The organism is Rossellomorea sp. QJM3NY_18 (genome assembly GCF_056173145.1).
The window spans coordinates 1,817,511-1,836,160 of the sequence record NZ_CM149659.1 but is presented as its reverse complement, the minus strand read 5'-3'; the positions used below and the strand labels follow the sequence as shown (position 1 = coordinate 1,836,160).

Below are 18,650 nucleotides of genomic sequence, written 5' to 3'. Positions count from 1 at the left end.
TACCCTTACCTCCTATTTTATTAACGCATTGCAATCAACAATCAGCGCTACTTGCCCGTCTCCTAAAATGGTCGCACCAGAGATCGCAAATACATCGTTTAAATAATTCCCTAAGGATTTCAATACAACTTCCTGCTGACCAATAAAGGAATCGACGACTAACCCGGCCATTTTTTCACCTTTTCGTACAATGACAACAGAATACAATTCTTCATCTTTGGAATATTTAGGTACTTCAAATACATCCTCAAGGAACAGCAATGGCACAACTTTACCCCTGAAATCAATCACTCTCTGATTATGAGTTTTCATGATTTCTTCCTTTTTCACAATTGCCGTCTCAATAATGGAAGATAGAGGAATGGCATACTTTTCGTCTTGGATTTCTACCAGCATGACAGAAATGATCGATAAGGTGAGTGGCAATTGGATAGAAAACAATGACCCCTGCCCTTCCGTGGAATCAATCGTAATGGAACCACCAAGAGACTCGATCGTCGCTTTTACAACATCCAATCCGACTCCTCTTCCGGAGATATCCGAAATTTGTTCGGCTGTAGAGAATCCTGAAGCAAGTATGAGTTCATAGATTTGTCGATCGGTTAATGTATGAACGGCTTCACCTGAGACGATTCCTTTCTGGAACGCTTTCTCGAGGACCCTCTCTTTGTTGATACCCGCTCCATCGTCTTCCAGTTCGATAAAGACATGATTCCCACTATGATACGCTTTCAGCTTGACGGTTCCCTGTTCCGGCTTTCCGTTTTTCACACGGAGTTCCGGCATTTCAATACCATGATCCAATGCGTTTCGTATCAAGTGAACAAGAGGGTCACCTATTTCATCTATTACCGTTCGATCAAGTTCCGTTTCTGCACCGATGATTTCTAATTCGATTTTTTTATTCAAATCCCGTGCAAGCTGTCTGACCATTCGTGGAAAGCGATTAAATACGGTTTCAACAGGCACCATACGCATATTGAGGATGATGTTTTGCAAATCACCTGATATTCTTGTCATTCTTTCCACTGTTTCATTTAACTCAGGATTATTCAATTCCTTGGAAATTTGTTCTAATCTTCCCCTATCAATGACCAGCTCCTCAAAAAGGTTCATAAGGACATCCAGTCGTTCAATGTTGACTCGAATCGTTTTATTGGAAGGATTCGAATGCTTTGTAACGTTTCCGGCAGGTTTTGAAGCGTCCTGTCCTTTCACTTCAACTTCTTTCTGTGCCGGCTCTGTAATGGCATCCTCTATTTGATTCTGATTCAGCAAATCCAGGCTCGTCAATTCCACAACAGAGACTTCGTCCACTTCAGATACTTTGCGCACCGCACTCTCTATATGGACTGCCTCTTCTTTAGACACCACGGCAATAACGAAGGAATGGTCGAATTGCTCCTCCTCAAGCTGATCTACTGTCGGAAGGGACTTAATGACTTCACCTAATTTCCCCAACACTTCAAAGACCATATACACCCTGGCAGCTTTAAGCAGGCAATCCTCCCGGAGTGAAACGGAAATTTCAAAACAACGGAATCCTTGTTCATGGGATTGTTGAATGACCGTTTGCTCAAAGGCTTCATACTGCATGGAAAATGTCTGTCTTTCAGCAGGTTCCGCAGTTGCAGCGACCTCACTTTCAACAAGTATTGCGTGTAGACCTTCCCCTTTTTCTATAGCCTCAAGCATCGCTACGACTTCTGTGACATCCCGCTTTCCATCTCCTCCATCGGCAATGGAGAACACCATTGCTTCCAGATCATCGACGGATTTAAACACAACATCCAATATTTCAGGTGAAACCTTTATTTTTTCATTCCTGATTGCATCGAGAACATTTTCCATTTTATGGGTAAGATTTGCTAAATCCTCATAACCCATCGTGGCAGACATCCCTTTAAGGGTATGAGCAGAACGAAAGATTTCATTGACAATCGTAAGATCTTCCGGATTTTTCTCCAATTCAAGCAATTGCTCATTGCAGGTTTGCAGATTTTCTTTACTTTCTTCTATAAACACTTCTAAGTATTGACTCAACTCCATGTGCTCCACACCTCTCTACACCATGTATGTCATAATTGATCGAGGGATATCCCCGATATGTTCCACCCTGTCCACTAATCGTGTAGCGATAGCCGATTTTGGCATCCCGAACACAATACAAGTCTCTCTTGATTCTGCAATAGCTTTTACTTCGCCTTGCTCTTTAAGCTTGATCAGTCCTTCCGAACCATCAGCACCCATCCCGGTCAAAACCACAGCTATTTTGGCATAGTGTCGAATCAGGCTTGCAGACTCGAACAAAATGTCAACCGAAGGTCTATGACCATTTCTCGGATCCTCTTTCGAAAGTTGGATCGATAATTGTCCGCCAGTTTCAACCACCTTCGTATGTACACCGCCCGGGGCAATATAGGCCGTTCCTTTTACGAGAATTTCACCGTGTTCGGCTTCCTTCACATTTATCGAGGCTTGACCATCCAAACGGTTGGCGAGTGATCTTGTAAATCCCGGGGGCATATGCTGAACGACAACGATTGGCGCATCCAGCTGACGGGGTAACCCTGTCAATACGTTTTGTAAGGCCCGTGGGCCACCTGTCGATGTTCCTATCAGAATCACCTTAGGGGATTTCACTCCCCATGGACGATCATTCGGTAATGGTTCAGTCATTTCAAGTGAGCCGATTTCGGGGTCATTTGCTGTTTCCCGCTGAAACGTCCTGGTTATTTTCCTCACATTCACCTTGCTTGCAGCCACTACTTTTTCAACCATTTCATCTTGAATCTTATGAAGATCCAAAGAAATGGTCCCTGATGGTTTCGTTACGAAATCGACAGCTCCAAGCTCCATGGCTTTAACTGTCTCCTCCGCCCCATCAAGTGTAGTGGAAGAAAGCATGACGACAGGGACAGGGCACTCCTCCATAATTCTCCTTAACGCATCTATCCCATTCATCTTCGGCATTTCTACATCAAGGGTTACGACATCGGGTCGAAGTCTTTTAATCTTAGCAATTGCGTCTTCACCATTCCTTGCAATCCCTATCACTTCTAGCTGTTTGGTGCTCGTTAAAAATTCACTGATAAGTTTTCTCATAAATGCTGAATCATCTACAACTAGAACCTTTTTCATTCAGGGCTTTTACCTCCCAAAAAATAATTTTCTAAATGACCTTACAAACCCTGTCCCTTTACGATCCCTGGACTCCCTCGTACCTGTCAGGCGATGTACCATCGTATGCAGGCTCAGTGTCATGGCTGATGCAGGATAACCCACAACGATCGGCGTTTGGTGAATGACGGCCTTCCTGACAGCTGAGTCCTCTGGAAGCACCCCCAGGGATACGATTTCTTTATGGAGGAACTTCCTCACTGTTTCTTGTAATCTAGTAATGGTTTGAAGTCCTTCATTCTTGAATTCAGCCCGATTACATAAGAGATAGAAGGGTTTTTCCCCGTCCCTCAGGTAGATATATTTCATCATAGAATAGGCGTCGGTAATGGATGTCGGTTCAGGAGTGGTGACAACAATGATTTCATCCATGGCGAGGAGGAATTCAAGTGTTTCCTTCGTAGCACCTGCCCCCATATCGAATAGAATATAATCATACTTATGGATGGCGTATTCCATTACTTCGAAAAATCGTTCCATTTGCTTTTCTTTCCACTCCACTATATTCTTTAGGCCATTACCCCCACTTATGTAAGAGATACCATGAATATTTTCACATATAATCGTGTCGATATCTAGTTCTTTTTCCTCAATATAATCCATGATGGAGTATGAATGATGGCTTCCAAGTAGAATATGAATATTCCCCATCCCTATATCGAGATCAAATAATAGTACCTTCTTATTCTCTTTACCAAGCAGGATGGAGAGGTTTGTAGAAATATTCGATTTACCGACCCCTCCCTTTCCACTTACGATCGCAATGGTTTTAGCAGGTTCAGAATCGGACAGGAGCATTTTCCTCCTAAGGTTATATGCTTGATCTTTCATAGCTGAATCCTTTCATGAGCATACTTACGATTTCATCCTCTTTCACCTCGGTAATATCCTCAGGGACATCCTGGCCATTCGTTACGTAGGCTGCACCGATCTTCACTTCAGACATCATATTGATCATGCTGCCATAACTTGATGTCTCGTCTGATTTCGTAAAGATAAAACGATCAATATCAATAGAAGAAAATTGAGTAATGATTTCCCTCATATCCTGCTCTTTACTTGTCAATGATAGAACCAGGTAGGTTTCCATTTGTTGATCGAAATCGATGATCTTTTGCAAATCCTCTACATATTTTCTTTCCCTGAAGTTACGACCTGCTGTATCAATGAACACATGATCGTAGTCCACGAACTTCTCGATTGCTTTATTGAAGTCCTCCATTTTATAGACCACTTCAACGGGAACATTCAGGAGACCCGCATAAGTTTTCAATTGTTCAATCGCTGCGATTCGGTATGTGTCCGTAGTGATAAAGGCAATTTTCATACGTTTCTCTATCACTGCTTCAGCGGCCATTTTGGCTAGCGTCGTAGTTTTACCCACACCCGTAGGACCAATGACATTGATATATTTCCTGTTATAACTTATTCCACCAAAGGTGATTTCTTTTAAATATTGGTAAAAAAAACGTTTCACTTCATTATGAGCCCATTCATCCTTATTGATGGCTTGAACCGAATCACTTGTGATATTTTCTTCCATCGCTTCCCCCAATTGAAACAGAGCGGAGTCACTTACGTCCTGTTTCTTAAGGTGGAGGAGAACTTCCTTTACATCATCACTGAATTTATCAAAATGATCTCTGGATTTCAGGGAAGAAATCATTTGCTTTAATTCCTTTAATTCTACTTCTACCAATCGATTGGAGTCATGCTCAGTCTTCTTTTCTTTTTCCAAGGAAGGTTGAATGACCGATGTTGAAGCCTGCTTCGTTTTCACCCGGCTGATTTCCAGTCTTTCTTTTTCAACCTCCGGGTCAATGGCTGCGATGACTTGAATCATTTTTTTCCTGAACAATCCCATAAAGCCTCCTGTGTATGAGACTTTGGAATTTAAAATGACTGCATCTTCACCCAGTTCAGCCCTGACCTTCTTCATTGCTTCATTCATAGATGGAGCCGTGTACTTCTTTACTTTCATCCAACATTCACCACCCCTAAACTTTGTACTTCTACATTTGCCTCTAATTCGTTATACGAAATGATTGGTACCTGTGGGAAATATCTTTCCGTTAACTGTCTTACATACATTCTCACAGCAGGAGAACAGAGAATGACGGGGGATTCCTCCATAAGGGAGAGCTGCTCCACTTGAGAGGCGACAGCTTCCAGAATGCTCTGCGAATCATTGGGATCCATGGATAAATAGTTGCCATGTTCTGTTTGCTGAATGGCATCCGCAATCATTTTCTCCACCTTGCCGCTCATGGTGACCACCTTTAATGAAGTGTCCCCTTGAACATATTGATTCGTGATTTGCCTGGCGAGTGACTGTCTTACATACTCCGCTAACAGGTCTGTATCCGAACTCATCTTCCCGTAGTCGGCAAGTGTCTCGAAGATGATCGGTAAATTCCGAATGGAAACATTTTCTTTTAATAGTTTGGAGAGTACCTTTTGTACTTCTCCCACGGTCAATGGATTCGGTGTCACTTCCTCAACAAGTATCGGATAGGATTCCTGCAGATGATCAATGAGCTGCTTCGTTTCCTGTCTCCCTAGAAGTTCATGTGCGTTATTCTTAATCAATTCCGTGATGTGGGTTGACACCACTGAAGGAGGATCTACTACGGTATATCCGAAAATTTCTGCCTGCTCTTTCATATCTTCTGATATCCATTTAGCGGGAAGGCCGAATGACGGTTCGACCGTATCGATCCCTTCAATGGAGTCATCTTCCACCCCTGGACTCATCGCCAGATAGTGATCTAAGAGGAGTTCCCCACGAGCCATTTCATTTCCTTTGATCTTCAACCTGTATTCGTTAGGTTGAAGCTGGATATTATCCCGGATCCTGACAACAGGGATGACTAGGCCAAGCTCGATGGCCAATTGTCGTCTGATCATCACGATCCTGTCAAGAAGGTCTCCCCCCTGGTTTGTATCTGCAAGTGGAATCAATCCATATCCGAACTCAAATTCAATCGGATCGACATTAAGGAGGTTTACGACACTTTCAGGACTCTTCATTTCGTCCTGCTCCACTTCTTCTTCCATTTCCATCATGTCTGTTTCACTTTCTTCAGGCGTCCTTGACAACATATAACCACCGATCCCGAGTAAGGCTGCTACCGGTATCGTCAAAATATCGTTGATTGGAGTGGCTATGCCAAGCATGAAAATGGTGAACCCGGATACATAGAGCATGACAGGATAAGCCAGCAGCTGATTCATGATGTCCTGCCCCAGGTTTCCTTCAGACGCAGCCCTTGTCACCACGATACCTGTTGCTGTAGATATTAACAGAGCAGGGATCTGACTGACGATCCCGTCGCCGACTGTCAGAAGTGAGTAACGGGTTGCTGCCTCTGCGATAGGAAGCCCCTGTTGAGTCATACCGATGATGATTCCAAATATCAAGTTGATCAAGACGATAACGATCCCGGCGATGGCATCCCCCTTGACAAACTTGGATGCTCCGTCCATCGCACCATAGAAATCCGCTTCTCTCCCTACTTTTTCACGGCGATTTCTTGCATCGTGCTCAGAGATCATACCGGCATTTAAATCGGCATCGATACTCATTTGTTTCCCGGGCATGGCATCGAGTGTAAATCGTGCGGCAACCTCTGATACACGCTCAGACCCTTTCGTGATAACAATAAATTGAATGACGATTAAAATAATGAATACAACAAGTCCAACAAGGATATTCCCACCTACAACGAATGTTCCAAAGGTTTCCACAACGTCCCCCGCTTCACCCTTACTAAGGATCGATCTCGTTGTGGAAACATTTAGACCCAGTCTGAAAAGCGTCAATAATAATAATAGGGATGGAAATATTGAAAACTGTAATGGTTCATTCATGTTCATGGAGATTAGGAGGACAAGTAATGCAAGTGAAATATTCATGATGATCAATAAACTCAATAACCAGGATGGGAATGGAATAATAAGCATGGCCACGATTAATATAACACTGGCTAAAACGGATAAATCTCTTGCTGACATTGTTTTTCTCCTAACTGCTTACATCTGGTTTTTAATTCGGTAAACATAAGCTAAAATTTCTGCTATTGCCTTAAAAAATTCTTCAGGGACGGCATCGCCGATTTCTGCCGAGTCGTAGAGCGAACGGGCCAGAGGCCGATTCTCTACCATGACGACGTCATTTTCACCTGCGATGTATTTTATTTTCTGTGCAAGGTAATCAACGCCCTTTGCCACGACATACGGGGCATCCATTTTATCCTCATCATATTTAAGGGCAATGGCAAAGTGGGTGGGATTGGTGATCACCACATCTGCTTCTGGTACTTCCTGCATCATGCGCCGCATGGCCATCTCCCGCTGCCTTTGCTTAATCTTAGACTTGATGAGGGGGTCACCTTCAACGTTTTTATGTTCGTCTTTCAGGTCCTGTTTTGACATTCGTATGTTTTTCTCAAAATCGTATTTCTGATAAAGAAAATCAAAAAGAGATAAGAATAACAACGCAAGAGATGCTGCAATCCCCATTTGGATCGTCAGACTTGCCATGGTCGTCAAGGAATCTCCCACCGATTTAAAGGACAGACTCAACACCCGGTCGATGTTCATCCATAGAACGACAAAGGTAATGGCCCCTACAAATGAAATTTTCAGGATGGATTTTAGTAATTCGACAATGGCACGCAGGGAGAAAATCCGCTTAAATCCTTTAATGGGATCGATTTTCTCTAATTTAGGCTGTAAAGGCTCTGTCGTGAACATCACACCTACTTGTATATAGTTGGAGATCAAGCCGGCAATGAGGGCGACGAGCATGATAGGACCAAGTAACAGGGCAAGCTCCTTCATTAGGTCCATGGTGATGACATGAACGGTATTTTCTGTAAGGTCCATGAGCATGTATTCCTGAAACGTTTGATGAAACAAATCAAACACGATATCCCCTATATAAGAAGCACTGAAGGTAAGAAATAAAAAGACAGCCAGCAGAATGATGGCCGTATTGACATCCTGACTTTTTGCTGTTTGACCTTTTTTTCTGGCGTCATCCCTTTTTTTGGGGGTTGCTTTCTCTGTCTTTTCCCCACTGAAATACTGTAGGTCTAATGATAGCCACTTCAATTTAGGTGCCTCCAATAATTTTCATTAAATCCCTCATGGTTACAAACATCATTTCAAACAATTTCTGCATGACCGTAAATGTGACCCCCATCACTATGAATAATACGATAAAGGCTACCCCGATTTTTATGGGAAACCCAACCACAAAGATATTTAACTGGGGTACGGTCCTCGCTACAATTCCTAATGCCACATCTACAAGGAAAAGAGTCGCGACGACAGGAATGGACATCTGAAAAGCGATGATGAACATGGAATTAAAGGACGTAATGACATATTCGATTAAGTTCTCATTTCCAAATGGAATCCAAGGAGAATCGATCGGAATCAATTGATAACTGTAAAAAATCCCATCGAGCAGTAAATGATGACCATTAAGGGCGAGCAATAACAATAGGGCGAATGTGTACAAATATTGTCCCGTCAAAGGACTTTGGGCTCCGGTTTGAGGGTCAATCACGTTCGCAATGGCAAACCCCATTTGAAAATCAATGAAGCCCCCAGCTATTTGAATAGCCGTTACAATCATGTAAGCAACAAAACCGATCAAAAGACCGATCATGGCTTCTTTCATGATCAAAAGGAAGTATTGTCCGTTGATTTCAAATGCCTTTGAGTCGATCGTATAGTACATAACCCATGAAAGTACCACTGAGAAGGCGATTCGATGCTGAGCAGGTATATTTCGATATGAAAACAGCGGCATCGTGACAAAAAATGCCGAAACCCTCACAAAAACGAGTAGATATACCGATAGAATAGGTACGAGCTCTTCCATACTACTACCCTACGAACCTTGTTAAATCTGAAAAAATCTGCGAAGTATACGTCACAAGCTTAGTTAACATCCAAGGCCCAAAGAAAACGATGCCGATCATCACGGCAACAATTTTCGGAATGAATGCAAGTGTCTGTTCTTGAATTTGGGTTGTCGCCTGAAAAATACTTACAATCAACCCGACGACCAGGGCCAGTAGCAGTAATGGGCCTGAGACGACGAGGGTAACATAGATACCCCTCTCTGCTATGGCAATTACGGATTCAGCATTCATTGTAACTCACCTACTTAAAAACTTTGTAAAAGAGATTTTATTACTAAATACCAGCCATCCACTAAAACAAACAGTAAAATTTTGAACGGCAATGAAATCATGACAGGTGGCAGCATCATCATACCCATCGACATCAAGACACTCGCTACAACCATATCGATGACCAAAAATGGGATGAAAATCATAAATCCTATCTGAAAAGCCGTCTTGATCTCACTCAATGCGAAAGCCGGCACTAAGGATGTGAGAGGAATATCTTTCACTGATTCGGGACGTTCAGCCCCTGAATATTCCAGAAACAATTCCAAATCCTTTTGTCTTGTCTGCTTACTCATAAATTCTTTAAATGGAATCGAAGCCTTACTGTATGCCTCTTCCAGATTGATCTCTTCATTAAAAAGAGGTGTCAACGCTTCATCATTCACCTCTTGGAAGGTAGGAGCCATAATAAAGAAAGTAAGAAATAAAGAAAGTCCGATCAATACCTGATTCGGAGGCATTTGCTGAGTGGCAAGGGACGTACGGACGAAGGACAAGACGATCATGATCCGGGTAAATGATGTCATTAATATCAGAATACTGGGTGCAAGTGATAAGACGGTAAATAGTAACAGCAGCTTTACACTTGTCGACACATCATCCGCTGAGCTACTATTGAAAAACTCCATGAACTCATTCATCTGACTGTTTCCCCTTATTCTTTAACTCCTCGAGCATTTTTTTCCTTCCCTTGTTCATTTCCTCAAGCTGTAATTTCAACTGAGCTTGAAATGACCTGTCCGTCTTATTCGGTGAAGAGCCTTTGACTCTGTTCATTAAGCTTGAAACGGCAGACTTGGTATCGGGAAATTGAGATTCCTCATAATAGGAAAGAATCTCTTCTTTTTCCTTTTCATCCCTTACTTCTTTCAATAGCTGAATGTCTTCACCCACACCCAGGACCAGTACCTGTTTGCCTACCTTTACTATCTGTACTGACCGGTTCCCCCCAAGTGGGGTCCCCCCTAAATGATTGATTAATTTTGTTTGCTGAAACGATCTTCCTTTTTGATTAATGAACTTTAATAAAAAATATATGAGTGCCACTACAAAGATAAGTGCAACGATCATCTTGAGGTAATCTAAAAACGTAACGGAAGTGGCCAGTCCTGATTCAGAACCTTCCACTTCATCCGTTTGCTGCCCCTCGCATGTATCTGGATGCTCTATGCAGTCTTTCACATTATTCACTTCAGCAAATGCTGTACTATCCCCGGCGGCTGCCGAGAAGATGAAAAGCAATATTGCAAATAGAATTTGAAACTTTTTCAATACATGCACCTTCTTATTAACTGTTAGCTTAACGCTTTCTGGATCGCTTCGATTACACGATCGGCCTGGAACGGCTTTACGATAAAATCCTTCGCTCCAGCTTGAATCGCATCGATGACCATGGCTTGTTGACCCATGGCTGAACACATAATGATTTTCGCAGAGGCATCAATCGATTTGATTTCCTTTAAGGCAGCGATACCATCTTTTTCAGGCATTGTAATATCCATCGTCACAAGATCGGGTTTTAACTCCTTGTATTTATCCACAGCCTGACTTCCATCCGCTGCTTCCCCTACTACGTCAAAACCATTTTTCGTTAAAATATCTTTAATCATCATCCTCATAAAGGCTGCATCATCTACAATTAGAATCTTATTCGCCATTACCCTCATCCTCCATCATCTGAAATATATATCTTCCATTATTTTAATTTTTTAATACGATCACTCTGACTTACAATGTCGGTGATCCTGACACCGAAGTTCTCATCGATGACAACGACTTCCCCCTTGGCCATCAACTGGCTGTTCACAAGGATATCGACCGGCTCTCCCGCTAACTTATCAAGTTCGATGATCGAACCAGAAGATAATTCCAGGATGTCTCTGACTGAACGATTTGTTCTTCCGAGCTCCACGGTCACTTGAAGAGGAATGTCCAATAGCATATTTAAATTTTTACTTTCCTGTTGTCCCAATGTTGCAGGCTCGAAGTTACTGAACGTTGCCGGTTGTACATGCACGGGCTCAGATTGCCCGCTTTGTCCCCCCAGATGCTGAGAGTGGGAGTGGTGAGTCGTGTTCGCACTTTCCGCAATACCACTATATACCGGTTCAGGATCGGCTTTCGGTGCTTCCACACTCGGCGCGGACGTTGCCGCCACTTCCTTTGTGGCTCCGCCATTCATTAATTCATCCACTAAGCTTCTGGCAAAGGATAGCGGCAGGAGCTGCATGATATTAGAATCAATGAGATCTCCTATTTTCAACGCAAACGATACCTTTACAAGCAGGTCTTGATCTGGTATGTTTTCTTCCCCTTCTCCTTGGGGAATGTACATGAGATCAATGGATGGAGGTGAAATATCCACTTTCTTACTGAATACAGTCGACATGGATGTAGCAGCTGAACCCATCATTTGATTCATAGCCTCTTGTACAGCGCTGAGCTGAATTTCACCGAGATCCCCAGATGGATTTCTTCCATCGCCACCAAGCATCAAGTCGGCAATGATGGACGCATCCGATTGTTTGATCACAAGCAAATTCACACCGGAGAACCCTTCGGTATATTGAACCTGAATGGCGACATAAGGATGAGGAAATTCCTCTTCTAAATAGTTCTTATTAATAATGGTAACTTTAGGGGTCGTAATTTCCACCTTTTGATTTAATAAAGTGGAAAGTGCTGTTGCAGAACTTCCAAACGAAATGTTCCCGATTTCACCCAAAGCATCTTCTTCTATTGAGCTGATGTAATCACTCATCTTAATCTCTTTGCGGGCTGCTGTATCTTCTTCAGGCTCCGCCGAACCACGAAGTAATGCATCTATTTCATCTTGCGATAACATATCATCACTCATCTTCGTCGTCTCCCCCCTTCAACGAATCTAAAATTTGCACTGCCATTTTTTTATTTGATTTACCAGGCTGTGCAGTAAATTTAGGAATCTCACCTACTTTAATAGTTAAAGGATCATCGATTCGGGTATTCATTTCAATGACATCACCAATCGAAAGCATAAGGAATTCTTCTATGGTGATATCCGATTGTCCTAATTCAGCCGCGATCGGAACTTGTGCCATCTTGATTCTTCTTTCTAGCTGAGCGGCTTCTTCAGGGTTGCTTTCTTTCCGCTTTGATTCCATCCAATAACTGCCGGATAGTTTCGGAAGGATCGGTTCCAATACCACGTGAGGAATGCAAATATTGATCATTCCACTGGTCTCACCAATCGTTGTATTCAAGGAAATGACCACTACGGTTTCATTGGGAGAGACCATTTGCAGAAACTGGGGATTCACTTCAAATTCAGCGAACATTGGATCAACGTCCACCACTGTGCTCCAGGCTTCCCTGAGATTTTCAAACGCCTTTTCAAATAATTGACTCATGATTCTCGTTTCAATTTCTGTCAGACTCTCCACTTTATTGACACTGATCCCTCTGCCCCCCATGACTCGATCCATCATGGAATAAGCAATATTCGGGTTGATTTCCATGAGGATCCGTCCATCAAGTGGCGGCAGTTCATATACGTTCAAAATCGTCATTTTCGGTACGGAACGAATAAATTCCTCATAAGGAATCTGATCAGCAGAAGCTACATTAATTTGAACATACGTCCTTAGTTGTGCAGAGAAGTAGGTCGTTAAAATCCTTGCGAAATTCTCATGGATTCTCGTTAAGCTTCTGATTTGGTCTTTTGAAAAGCGCAGGGCTCTCTTAAAATCATATACTTTGACTTTCTTCTCTTCTTCTTCTTTCTTGAAATCATCCGCGCTCATCTCCCCGGTATTGAGGGCAGATAACAGAGCATCAATTTCACTTTGAGACAATATTTCACTAGCCATCCCTTCACCTCCAAACCTTTCAGGCTATTCATTGAATCATCATAGAGGTGATATATACTCTTTCTACCGCGCCTTCCTGCATAAGGGAGTTCACTTTGTCCTTAACCTTTGTCTCGACTAATTCTTTCCCTTTTTTTCCTTGCAGTTCTTCTGCTTTCAATTCAGAAAGCTCTTCTATGATGATATTATTCACTTGAAAATCCCTTTTCGCTAATTCTTTCTTAGCTTTCTTACTATCCGTTTGAATTTTAAATGAGATACGAATAAAGTCGTTGCTCATTAAATTCGTGGTCATTTCAGGTATGTCCACCGAGTTTTCAATCACTTCTTCGATGGAGGGATCTTTTGCTTTTTCATCCCCGGAAAACTTCAGCAATACCACCAGTGCTATGACACCGACGAGGGTAATGGTCACCAATGAAATCATCATGATGGTCATCGTTTTACTTTTCAATTTGTACTACCTCCCTCCTGGGGCAGATGAAGAAGACTCACTTTTTGAAAAAAAGTAAGTGAGCGGGAATTGACCTCATCCACTGTTTCTTTCACAACATACCGTCTACCATTTGTTAATAAAATGGTAGTATCGGGAAATGCTTCGACTGTTTCTATGTATAGGGCGTTCAACGTAAACGATTTACCATTCAGCCTGGTTAATGTAATCATTCATTTATTGGGAGTGACTGATCTCGTCAGCCACTCCCTTCCTCCCTTTCAAGAAATTAACGTTTCAAGTTTACGAGTTCCTGCAGGATTTCATCTGACGTTGTAATGATCCGTGTATTTGCCTGGAATCCGCGCTGAGCGACAATCATTTCAGTAAACTCCTCTGAGAGGTCTACATTGGACATTTCAAGTGCACCGGACTGAAGGGCTCCACGTCCTTCCCCTGCTACACCTTGGTTTGGAAGGCCTGAGTTATTGGAAGCCTGGAACAGATTATTACCTGCCTTTGTCAATCCGCCGGGATTAGAGAATGTGGCCATAGCCAACTGACTCAACACTCTTACTTCCCCATTTGAAAATACTCCGTTCACATCGCCGGAAGGACCGATATTGAAGCTTTCTAGATACCCTTCTGAGTTTCCGTCAACTGTATCCACATTGGCAGAGGAGGAGCTGTCGAACTGAGTGATCTTGGAGAAATCAAGATCGATCGTTTGGGTTGTATTGGCACCTGTACTGTTATCAAGGGTCAACTTAAAAGGAACATATCCAGTAGGTGGTGCAATAACTTTTCCTTCATTATCAAATTTAACAACTGCAGAAGTGGTGGCGGCATTTACAGAAACGTCATCTGTTAAACTTGATATGTCAACACTCCACTCGTTCATTCCTGTTTTTTCCATAATCAGTTTCAAACTGATATCCTTACCAAGTGAATCCTTAACTTTGGTCTCCAATTCCACTTTGGTCCCATCTGTGGCACTTGATTTCAAATTCCCATTATAAGTAGCTTTACTTGTAGCCTGAGGAGCCATTGTCGTGTTCGTGTCAATCTTTATATCCGTAGCGCCACTCTTATTGACCACTCCGGCCGCATCAACTGGATACCCCTGAACAAGATTACCCTGACCCGTCACAAGATTTCCGTTTGAATCCAGGTAAAAGTTGCCGGCGCGCGTGAACATTTCGTTATTTCCTTGTCTCACTACGAAGTATCCATCACCTGATATGGCGACATCCAATGAGCGTCCGGTAGTTTGAAGACTTCCCTGTGTCTGGATTGTATCGATCGATGATAATGACGATCCAAGCCCAATTTGCTTTGCGTTCTGACCTCCCCGGTTGTCTGTTGCCCTGCTGGCACCGGACACGGTTTGGTTCATGAGATCCTGGAACGTGACCCGGCCCTTTTTATATCCGTACGTATTGACATTGGCAATATTATTCCCGATTACATCTAATTTGGTTTGAAAGTTTTTCATTCCACTTATACCTGAATACATTGAACGTAGCATGAATGTTTTCCCCTTTCGTATGTGCTGCTTCAGTCATTCCACAGCATATAGGCTTCCTTCTCGAGGTCCGGCCTATGAATCGATTAATATGGTTCCATTAATGTTGGTGAATATTTGAGAATTTGCTTCTTCACGATCCAACGCAGTAATCACCGTCTGGTTCTTCGCACTTACAATCAATGCGGCATCTTTCAGTATCACCAGTGAGTCCTGTACACCCTTTTTCTTCGCTTCTTTCACTTTCTCCCCTATCTTCTCCCACGTTTCAGAAGGGATCGAGATTCCTCTTTTTTCCATCCTTGCTTTTGCATGTTTGCTGATTTGCATTGGAGGGACATCTTGAATGGCCTTATCCAATTGGGTTGCAAATGATGTAGAAGAGCGGGTAGATCGATTAACTGAATTACTGTGATAATTATGCGTGATAGGTTGCGGTGAGCGGTGGAAGAACGTTTTTTCCATATTACCACTCCCTAAGATTCAATTTTCAACAATGCATTACTGGAGATTTTCTCACCTGATTCTGTATGAACCCATATTTGGGAATCCTTTTTCGAAACAGATTGAACCACTCCGCTCAGTTCTCCATCCTCCCCACTCCATGTCACCTTCTTGCCTATTAACATAGATGCGCTTACGAGGGATGAATCCCCGCTTCCCGATGTATTCACTTGAGAAATATTCCCCGGGGTCAAGATCGTTCCATCTTCCATGATGAATTCAACAGAGTCCCCTTTAAAACGGACACCCTTAACGAGGCCCTGTCCTTCTTCAATTTCAGGTACTTCATCAGATTCAGATTCAATGATCTTATGCCAGGTCACTTCTTTCCCTACAAATTGATTATAAGAAATCAATTGTGTCTGACTTTGATTATCCACGAATTTCTCCATCGTCTGGGTAAGATTGGTCATTTGCTCCAGGGAAGAAAATGTCGCCATTTGTGCAATGAAATCCTTGTCCTGCATGGGATTCATCGGGTCTTGATTTTGCAACTGGGTCATAAGGATTTTAAGGAAATCATCTTTCCCTAAAATATCCCCCCCTGCTTCACGCTTTTTAGCCTGAACAGTGGAATATAGTAAACTGGGATCTATTTTCGTCATGTCATCACCTATATTTCAGTATTTACGAGATAATCTTTGAAAGATGGCATCTCCTCTTCATGTGTCGATTCAGCTTGATCCGATTGTTTCTGTTTGTGCTGGTGAGATTGCTGCTCGGAATGACCTTTATACTGGCGCTCAGTATCCGTGAATGCCTGTGAGATTTCGATCTTCTCAACATTCAGATTCTGGGCACTGAAAGCATGTTTCAACCCATGAATCTGTGAATCCAGCATTTCTTTGGCACTTGTGGTAGATGCCAGGATCTTCGCTGTCATGACTCCATTTTGCTGCAATAATTCAATTCTTAAAGAACCCAATTGTTCTGGATACAGTTTAATCAAGAGCTTACTCATATTTGGTTGGGACATCATATTCGATTTACCCAGGATGTTCTGAAATTCTTTAACAAATTGCTCGTATTGAAGGGAGCGGCTTGTTTGTGGCAGATTCATTGAAAAGGTTTCAGCCTTAGGCAAAACAAAATGAAGATTGGTTCCCTGTATCGGTTGAATGCCCTTCTTATCATTTGAGCCGTTCAATTCAGGATTCTTCTCAATCGTTTCTTCAGTCCCCCGGCGCGTATAGGCTTCACGCAGTACTCTTGACCAGTCACCTGACGTTTGTGCAAGTTTCGGTAAGGTACCCTCAATCCCGGATTGAATATTCTTCACCACAGCCTTTAGCTCCGCTGCTTTAGAAGCATCAGTGACATGCATATCACGGTTACGAGCAAAAAGCTCCATTACTTTTGCTAATTTAACGGCGACTTCAATTTCTCCTTGGCTATTTAATTCTTTTAAAGAATTTTCAACAGTTGACTTTGCTCCTTTGATATCCTTTGAAAGGGCGGACTGCAATAATTGAAGTGTACCAAGCAGATCTTCATAAACATCCTCAACCTGCTCCGGTTCGACAGGTGACCCCGTTCCCAAAATGACAGACTTCAAATTTGAAAAAAGTGTTGTGATTCCTTCCGAACTTACCCCCAAAATATCTGCAATTTGACTAACATCAAGTTCTTTCACTTTTGATAGTTGATCCAACTGCTCTTGAGAGAGGCCGAGATCCTCCAGTTTACCAGCTGCAAGGATTGCTTCCATATTTACGAGAAATGACAGGGTATCCTCTGCCTTAACTTCTTTCAATTCACTGCTTTGGTTGGCGACAAACCCTAAAAGATGCTGTGAAAAGCCAACTTCTTTTTTTGCAAGATTCGCTTCCTTATACACAGGTGATGCAGCGTTTACCCTTTGTGTAGCGATTCCGATTTCCATTCATTCACCTCCTTTAAAGAAACAAACTGATCATTCCTCAGCTGATAGAAGACTTGTGTATCTTGCAGCATCCTTTGGCGGCATCTTTTCTAAAATGTCTGCAAGCATATCCGGTTTAATGTTTGAAAGGATCTTCATCGCCTCTTCATCTTCCATGTTCATGAGGACCGGAGCGGCGCTTTTCGCAGACATCGCTTCAAAGGTATTGACTACCTCCTTAAAAGCACGTTTGTTGTCTTCACCAATCTGTCGCAGTTCATTCATTTCTTCCTTCTGCTGTTGAATGGTTGCCTGAAGTTGCTCGTTGTCACTGTCTTTTTTATCCATTTCACTTTGAAGCTGGACTATTTTGGCTTCTTGATCTTCCATCGAAGCGTTTAATGAAATAATTCTCTCTTGTAATTGTTTTCTGTCCTCTCCATCATCTGAAGGGATGACCTTTGCCAAAAAAGGAATTTCCGATCCTAGTGATTGCGCTTTTTCAAAGATATTGATTCCTGCAAACGTCATGATGACCAAAGCGAAGGTGATAGCAAACAAGAGAGGAATGACGATGATAAAAATGAATCTTTGGAAACGATTATGTGGATCTTTCTTTTCCTCTTCGATTACCTTTGCCATGAAATCACCTAACTCCCCGTTTCAAATATTGAACAACCGACACTTCGTCTAACTGCTTGTTTTCCATCGATTGGATGTTTTGATGAAACCGATCTAGATCTTTCTCTTTCATTTTTTCGTATTTTTTCACTTCCACATTCATATCCACCAGCTTTTCTTCATACCAATTCATCCGATTCCTCGCTTGGATCACCAAATCCTGGTAATAAGAGATTGTCTTTTCAAGATTGGTGATGAACTGTTGATGATGACGGATATCCTGGACTGATAAGCCCCCCTGTAATTTACTCTCCTGATGGAGCTCCAGGGTTTCTTTCTTTTTCAAAAATTCATATAGCTTACCCGCAACGGTTTCAAACTTTTCGATGGAACCCCTGTACATCTCCTGGACTTCATCTTTTTCTTTTTCTTTTAATGTTAAAATTCGTTGGAATTTATATTGATAACTCAT

Annotated in this window: 21 protein-coding genes; all 21 read right to left on the bottom strand. The window is 42.4% G+C overall.

What is annotated here, in order from left to right; genetic code table 11:
* Positions 1–12: 12 nt before the first annotated feature.
* Positions 13–2,049, bottom strand: a complete 2,037-nt coding sequence (locus AC0VXY_RS09415; protein ID WP_475527604.1) for a chemotaxis protein CheW — start codon at positions 2,047–2,049, stop codon at positions 13–15.
* A 15-nt stretch (positions 2,050–2,064) separates the two neighbouring features.
* Positions 2,065–3,141 carry a protein-glutamate methylesterase/protein-glutamine glutaminase gene (locus AC0VXY_RS09410; RefSeq protein ID WP_435991310.1) on the bottom strand — a complete coding sequence of 359 codons (1,077 nt, stop codon included), beginning with the start codon at positions 3,139–3,141 and terminating at the stop codon, positions 2,065–2,067.
* Between the two features lie 9 nt (positions 3,142–3,150).
* Positions 3,151–4,011 carry a MinD/ParA family protein gene (locus AC0VXY_RS09405; protein WP_475527603.1) on the bottom strand — a complete coding sequence of 287 codons (861 nt, stop codon included), beginning with the start codon at positions 4,009–4,011 and terminating at the stop codon, positions 3,151–3,153.
* Positions 3,992–5,161, bottom strand: a complete 1,170-nt coding sequence (gene flhF / locus AC0VXY_RS09400) for a flagellar biosynthesis protein FlhF (protein WP_475527602.1) — start codon at positions 5,159–5,161, stop codon at positions 3,992–3,994. The genes AC0VXY_RS09405 and flhF overlap by 20 nt, the downstream gene beginning before the upstream one ends.
* A complete protein-coding gene (gene flhA / locus AC0VXY_RS09395) occupies positions 5,158–7,194 on the bottom strand; it encodes a flagellar biosynthesis protein FlhA (protein WP_475527601.1) in 2,037 nt (678 codons plus the stop codon). The genes flhF and flhA overlap by 4 nt, the downstream gene beginning before the upstream one ends.
* 18 nt (positions 7,195–7,212) lie before the next feature.
* Complete coding sequence (gene flhB, locus AC0VXY_RS09390) at positions 7,213–8,295, bottom strand: flagellar biosynthesis protein FlhB (RefSeq protein WP_435991318.1); 1,083 nt, start codon at positions 8,293–8,295, stop codon at positions 7,213–7,215.
* A gap of 1 nt (position 8,296) precedes the next feature.
* Complete coding sequence (gene fliR, locus AC0VXY_RS09385; protein WP_060669711.1) at positions 8,297–9,073, bottom strand: flagellar biosynthetic protein FliR; 777 nt, start codon at positions 9,071–9,073, stop codon at positions 8,297–8,299.
* 4 nt (positions 9,074–9,077) lie between these two features.
* Positions 9,078–9,347 (bottom strand): flagellar biosynthesis protein FliQ, encoded by a 270-nt coding sequence (gene fliQ, locus AC0VXY_RS09380; RefSeq protein ID WP_435991320.1) that lies wholly within the window; start codon positions 9,345–9,347, stop codon positions 9,078–9,080.
* 14 nt (positions 9,348–9,361) lie between these two features.
* Positions 9,362–10,027 (bottom strand): flagellar type III secretion system pore protein FliP, encoded by a 666-nt coding sequence (fliP, locus tag AC0VXY_RS09375; RefSeq protein ID WP_435991322.1) that lies wholly within the window; start codon positions 10,025–10,027, stop codon positions 9,362–9,364.
* A complete protein-coding gene (locus tag AC0VXY_RS09370) occupies positions 10,020–10,658 on the bottom strand; it encodes a flagellar biosynthetic protein FliO (RefSeq protein WP_435991324.1) in 639 nt (212 codons plus the stop codon). The genes fliP and AC0VXY_RS09370 overlap by 8 nt, the downstream gene beginning before the upstream one ends.
* A 23-nt stretch (positions 10,659–10,681) precedes the next feature.
* Complete coding sequence (locus AC0VXY_RS09365) at positions 10,682–11,044, bottom strand: response regulator (RefSeq protein ID WP_034760212.1); 363 nt, start codon at positions 11,042–11,044, stop codon at positions 10,682–10,684.
* Positions 11,045–11,082: 38 nt separating this feature from the next.
* A complete protein-coding gene (gene fliY, locus AC0VXY_RS09360) occupies positions 11,083–12,243 on the bottom strand; it encodes a flagellar motor switch phosphatase FliY (protein WP_475527600.1) in 1,161 nt (386 codons plus the stop codon).
* Positions 12,236–13,234, bottom strand: a complete 999-nt coding sequence (gene fliM / locus AC0VXY_RS09355; protein ID WP_435991329.1) for a flagellar motor switch protein FliM — start codon at positions 13,232–13,234, stop codon at positions 12,236–12,238. The genes fliY and fliM overlap by 8 nt, the downstream gene beginning before the upstream one ends.
* 28 nt (positions 13,235–13,262) lie before the next feature.
* Positions 13,263–13,673, bottom strand: coding sequence for a flagellar basal body-associated protein FliL (gene fliL, locus AC0VXY_RS09350; RefSeq protein WP_435994542.1), 411 nt, complete (start codon positions 13,671–13,673; stop codon positions 13,263–13,265).
* A gap of 11 nt (positions 13,674–13,684) precedes the next feature.
* Positions 13,685–13,900, bottom strand: coding sequence for a flagellar FlbD family protein (locus AC0VXY_RS09345; RefSeq protein WP_475527599.1), 216 nt, complete (start codon positions 13,898–13,900; stop codon positions 13,685–13,687).
* Between the two features lie 56 nt (positions 13,901–13,956).
* Positions 13,957–15,195, bottom strand: a complete 1,239-nt coding sequence (gene flgF / locus AC0VXY_RS09340) for a flagellar basal-body rod protein FlgF (RefSeq protein ID WP_475527598.1) — start codon at positions 15,193–15,195, stop codon at positions 13,957–13,959.
* 72 nt (positions 15,196–15,267) lie between these two features.
* The gene (locus AC0VXY_RS09335) at positions 15,268–15,657 is read right to left on the bottom strand and encodes a TIGR02530 family flagellar biosynthesis protein (protein ID WP_475527597.1); all 390 of its coding nucleotides are present in this window, start codon (positions 15,655–15,657) and stop codon (positions 15,268–15,270) included.
* A gap of 11 nt (positions 15,658–15,668) precedes the next feature.
* Positions 15,669–16,301 carry a flagellar hook assembly protein FlgD gene (gene flgD, locus AC0VXY_RS09330; RefSeq protein WP_435991337.1) on the bottom strand — a complete coding sequence of 211 codons (633 nt, stop codon included), beginning with the start codon at positions 16,299–16,301 and terminating at the stop codon, positions 15,669–15,671.
* An 8-nt stretch (positions 16,302–16,309) separates the two neighbouring features.
* Positions 16,310–17,578, bottom strand: a complete 1,269-nt coding sequence (locus AC0VXY_RS09325; RefSeq protein ID WP_475527596.1) for a flagellar hook-length control protein FliK — start codon at positions 17,576–17,578, stop codon at positions 16,310–16,312.
* Positions 17,579–17,608: 30 nt separating this feature from the next.
* Positions 17,609–18,199, bottom strand: coding sequence for a MotE family protein (locus AC0VXY_RS09320; protein WP_475527595.1), 591 nt, complete (start codon positions 18,197–18,199; stop codon positions 17,609–17,611).
* A 4-nt stretch (positions 18,200–18,203) separates the two neighbouring features.
* Positions 18,204–18,650, bottom strand: a complete 447-nt coding sequence (fliJ, locus tag AC0VXY_RS09315) for a flagellar export protein FliJ (protein WP_475527594.1) — start codon at positions 18,648–18,650, stop codon at positions 18,204–18,206.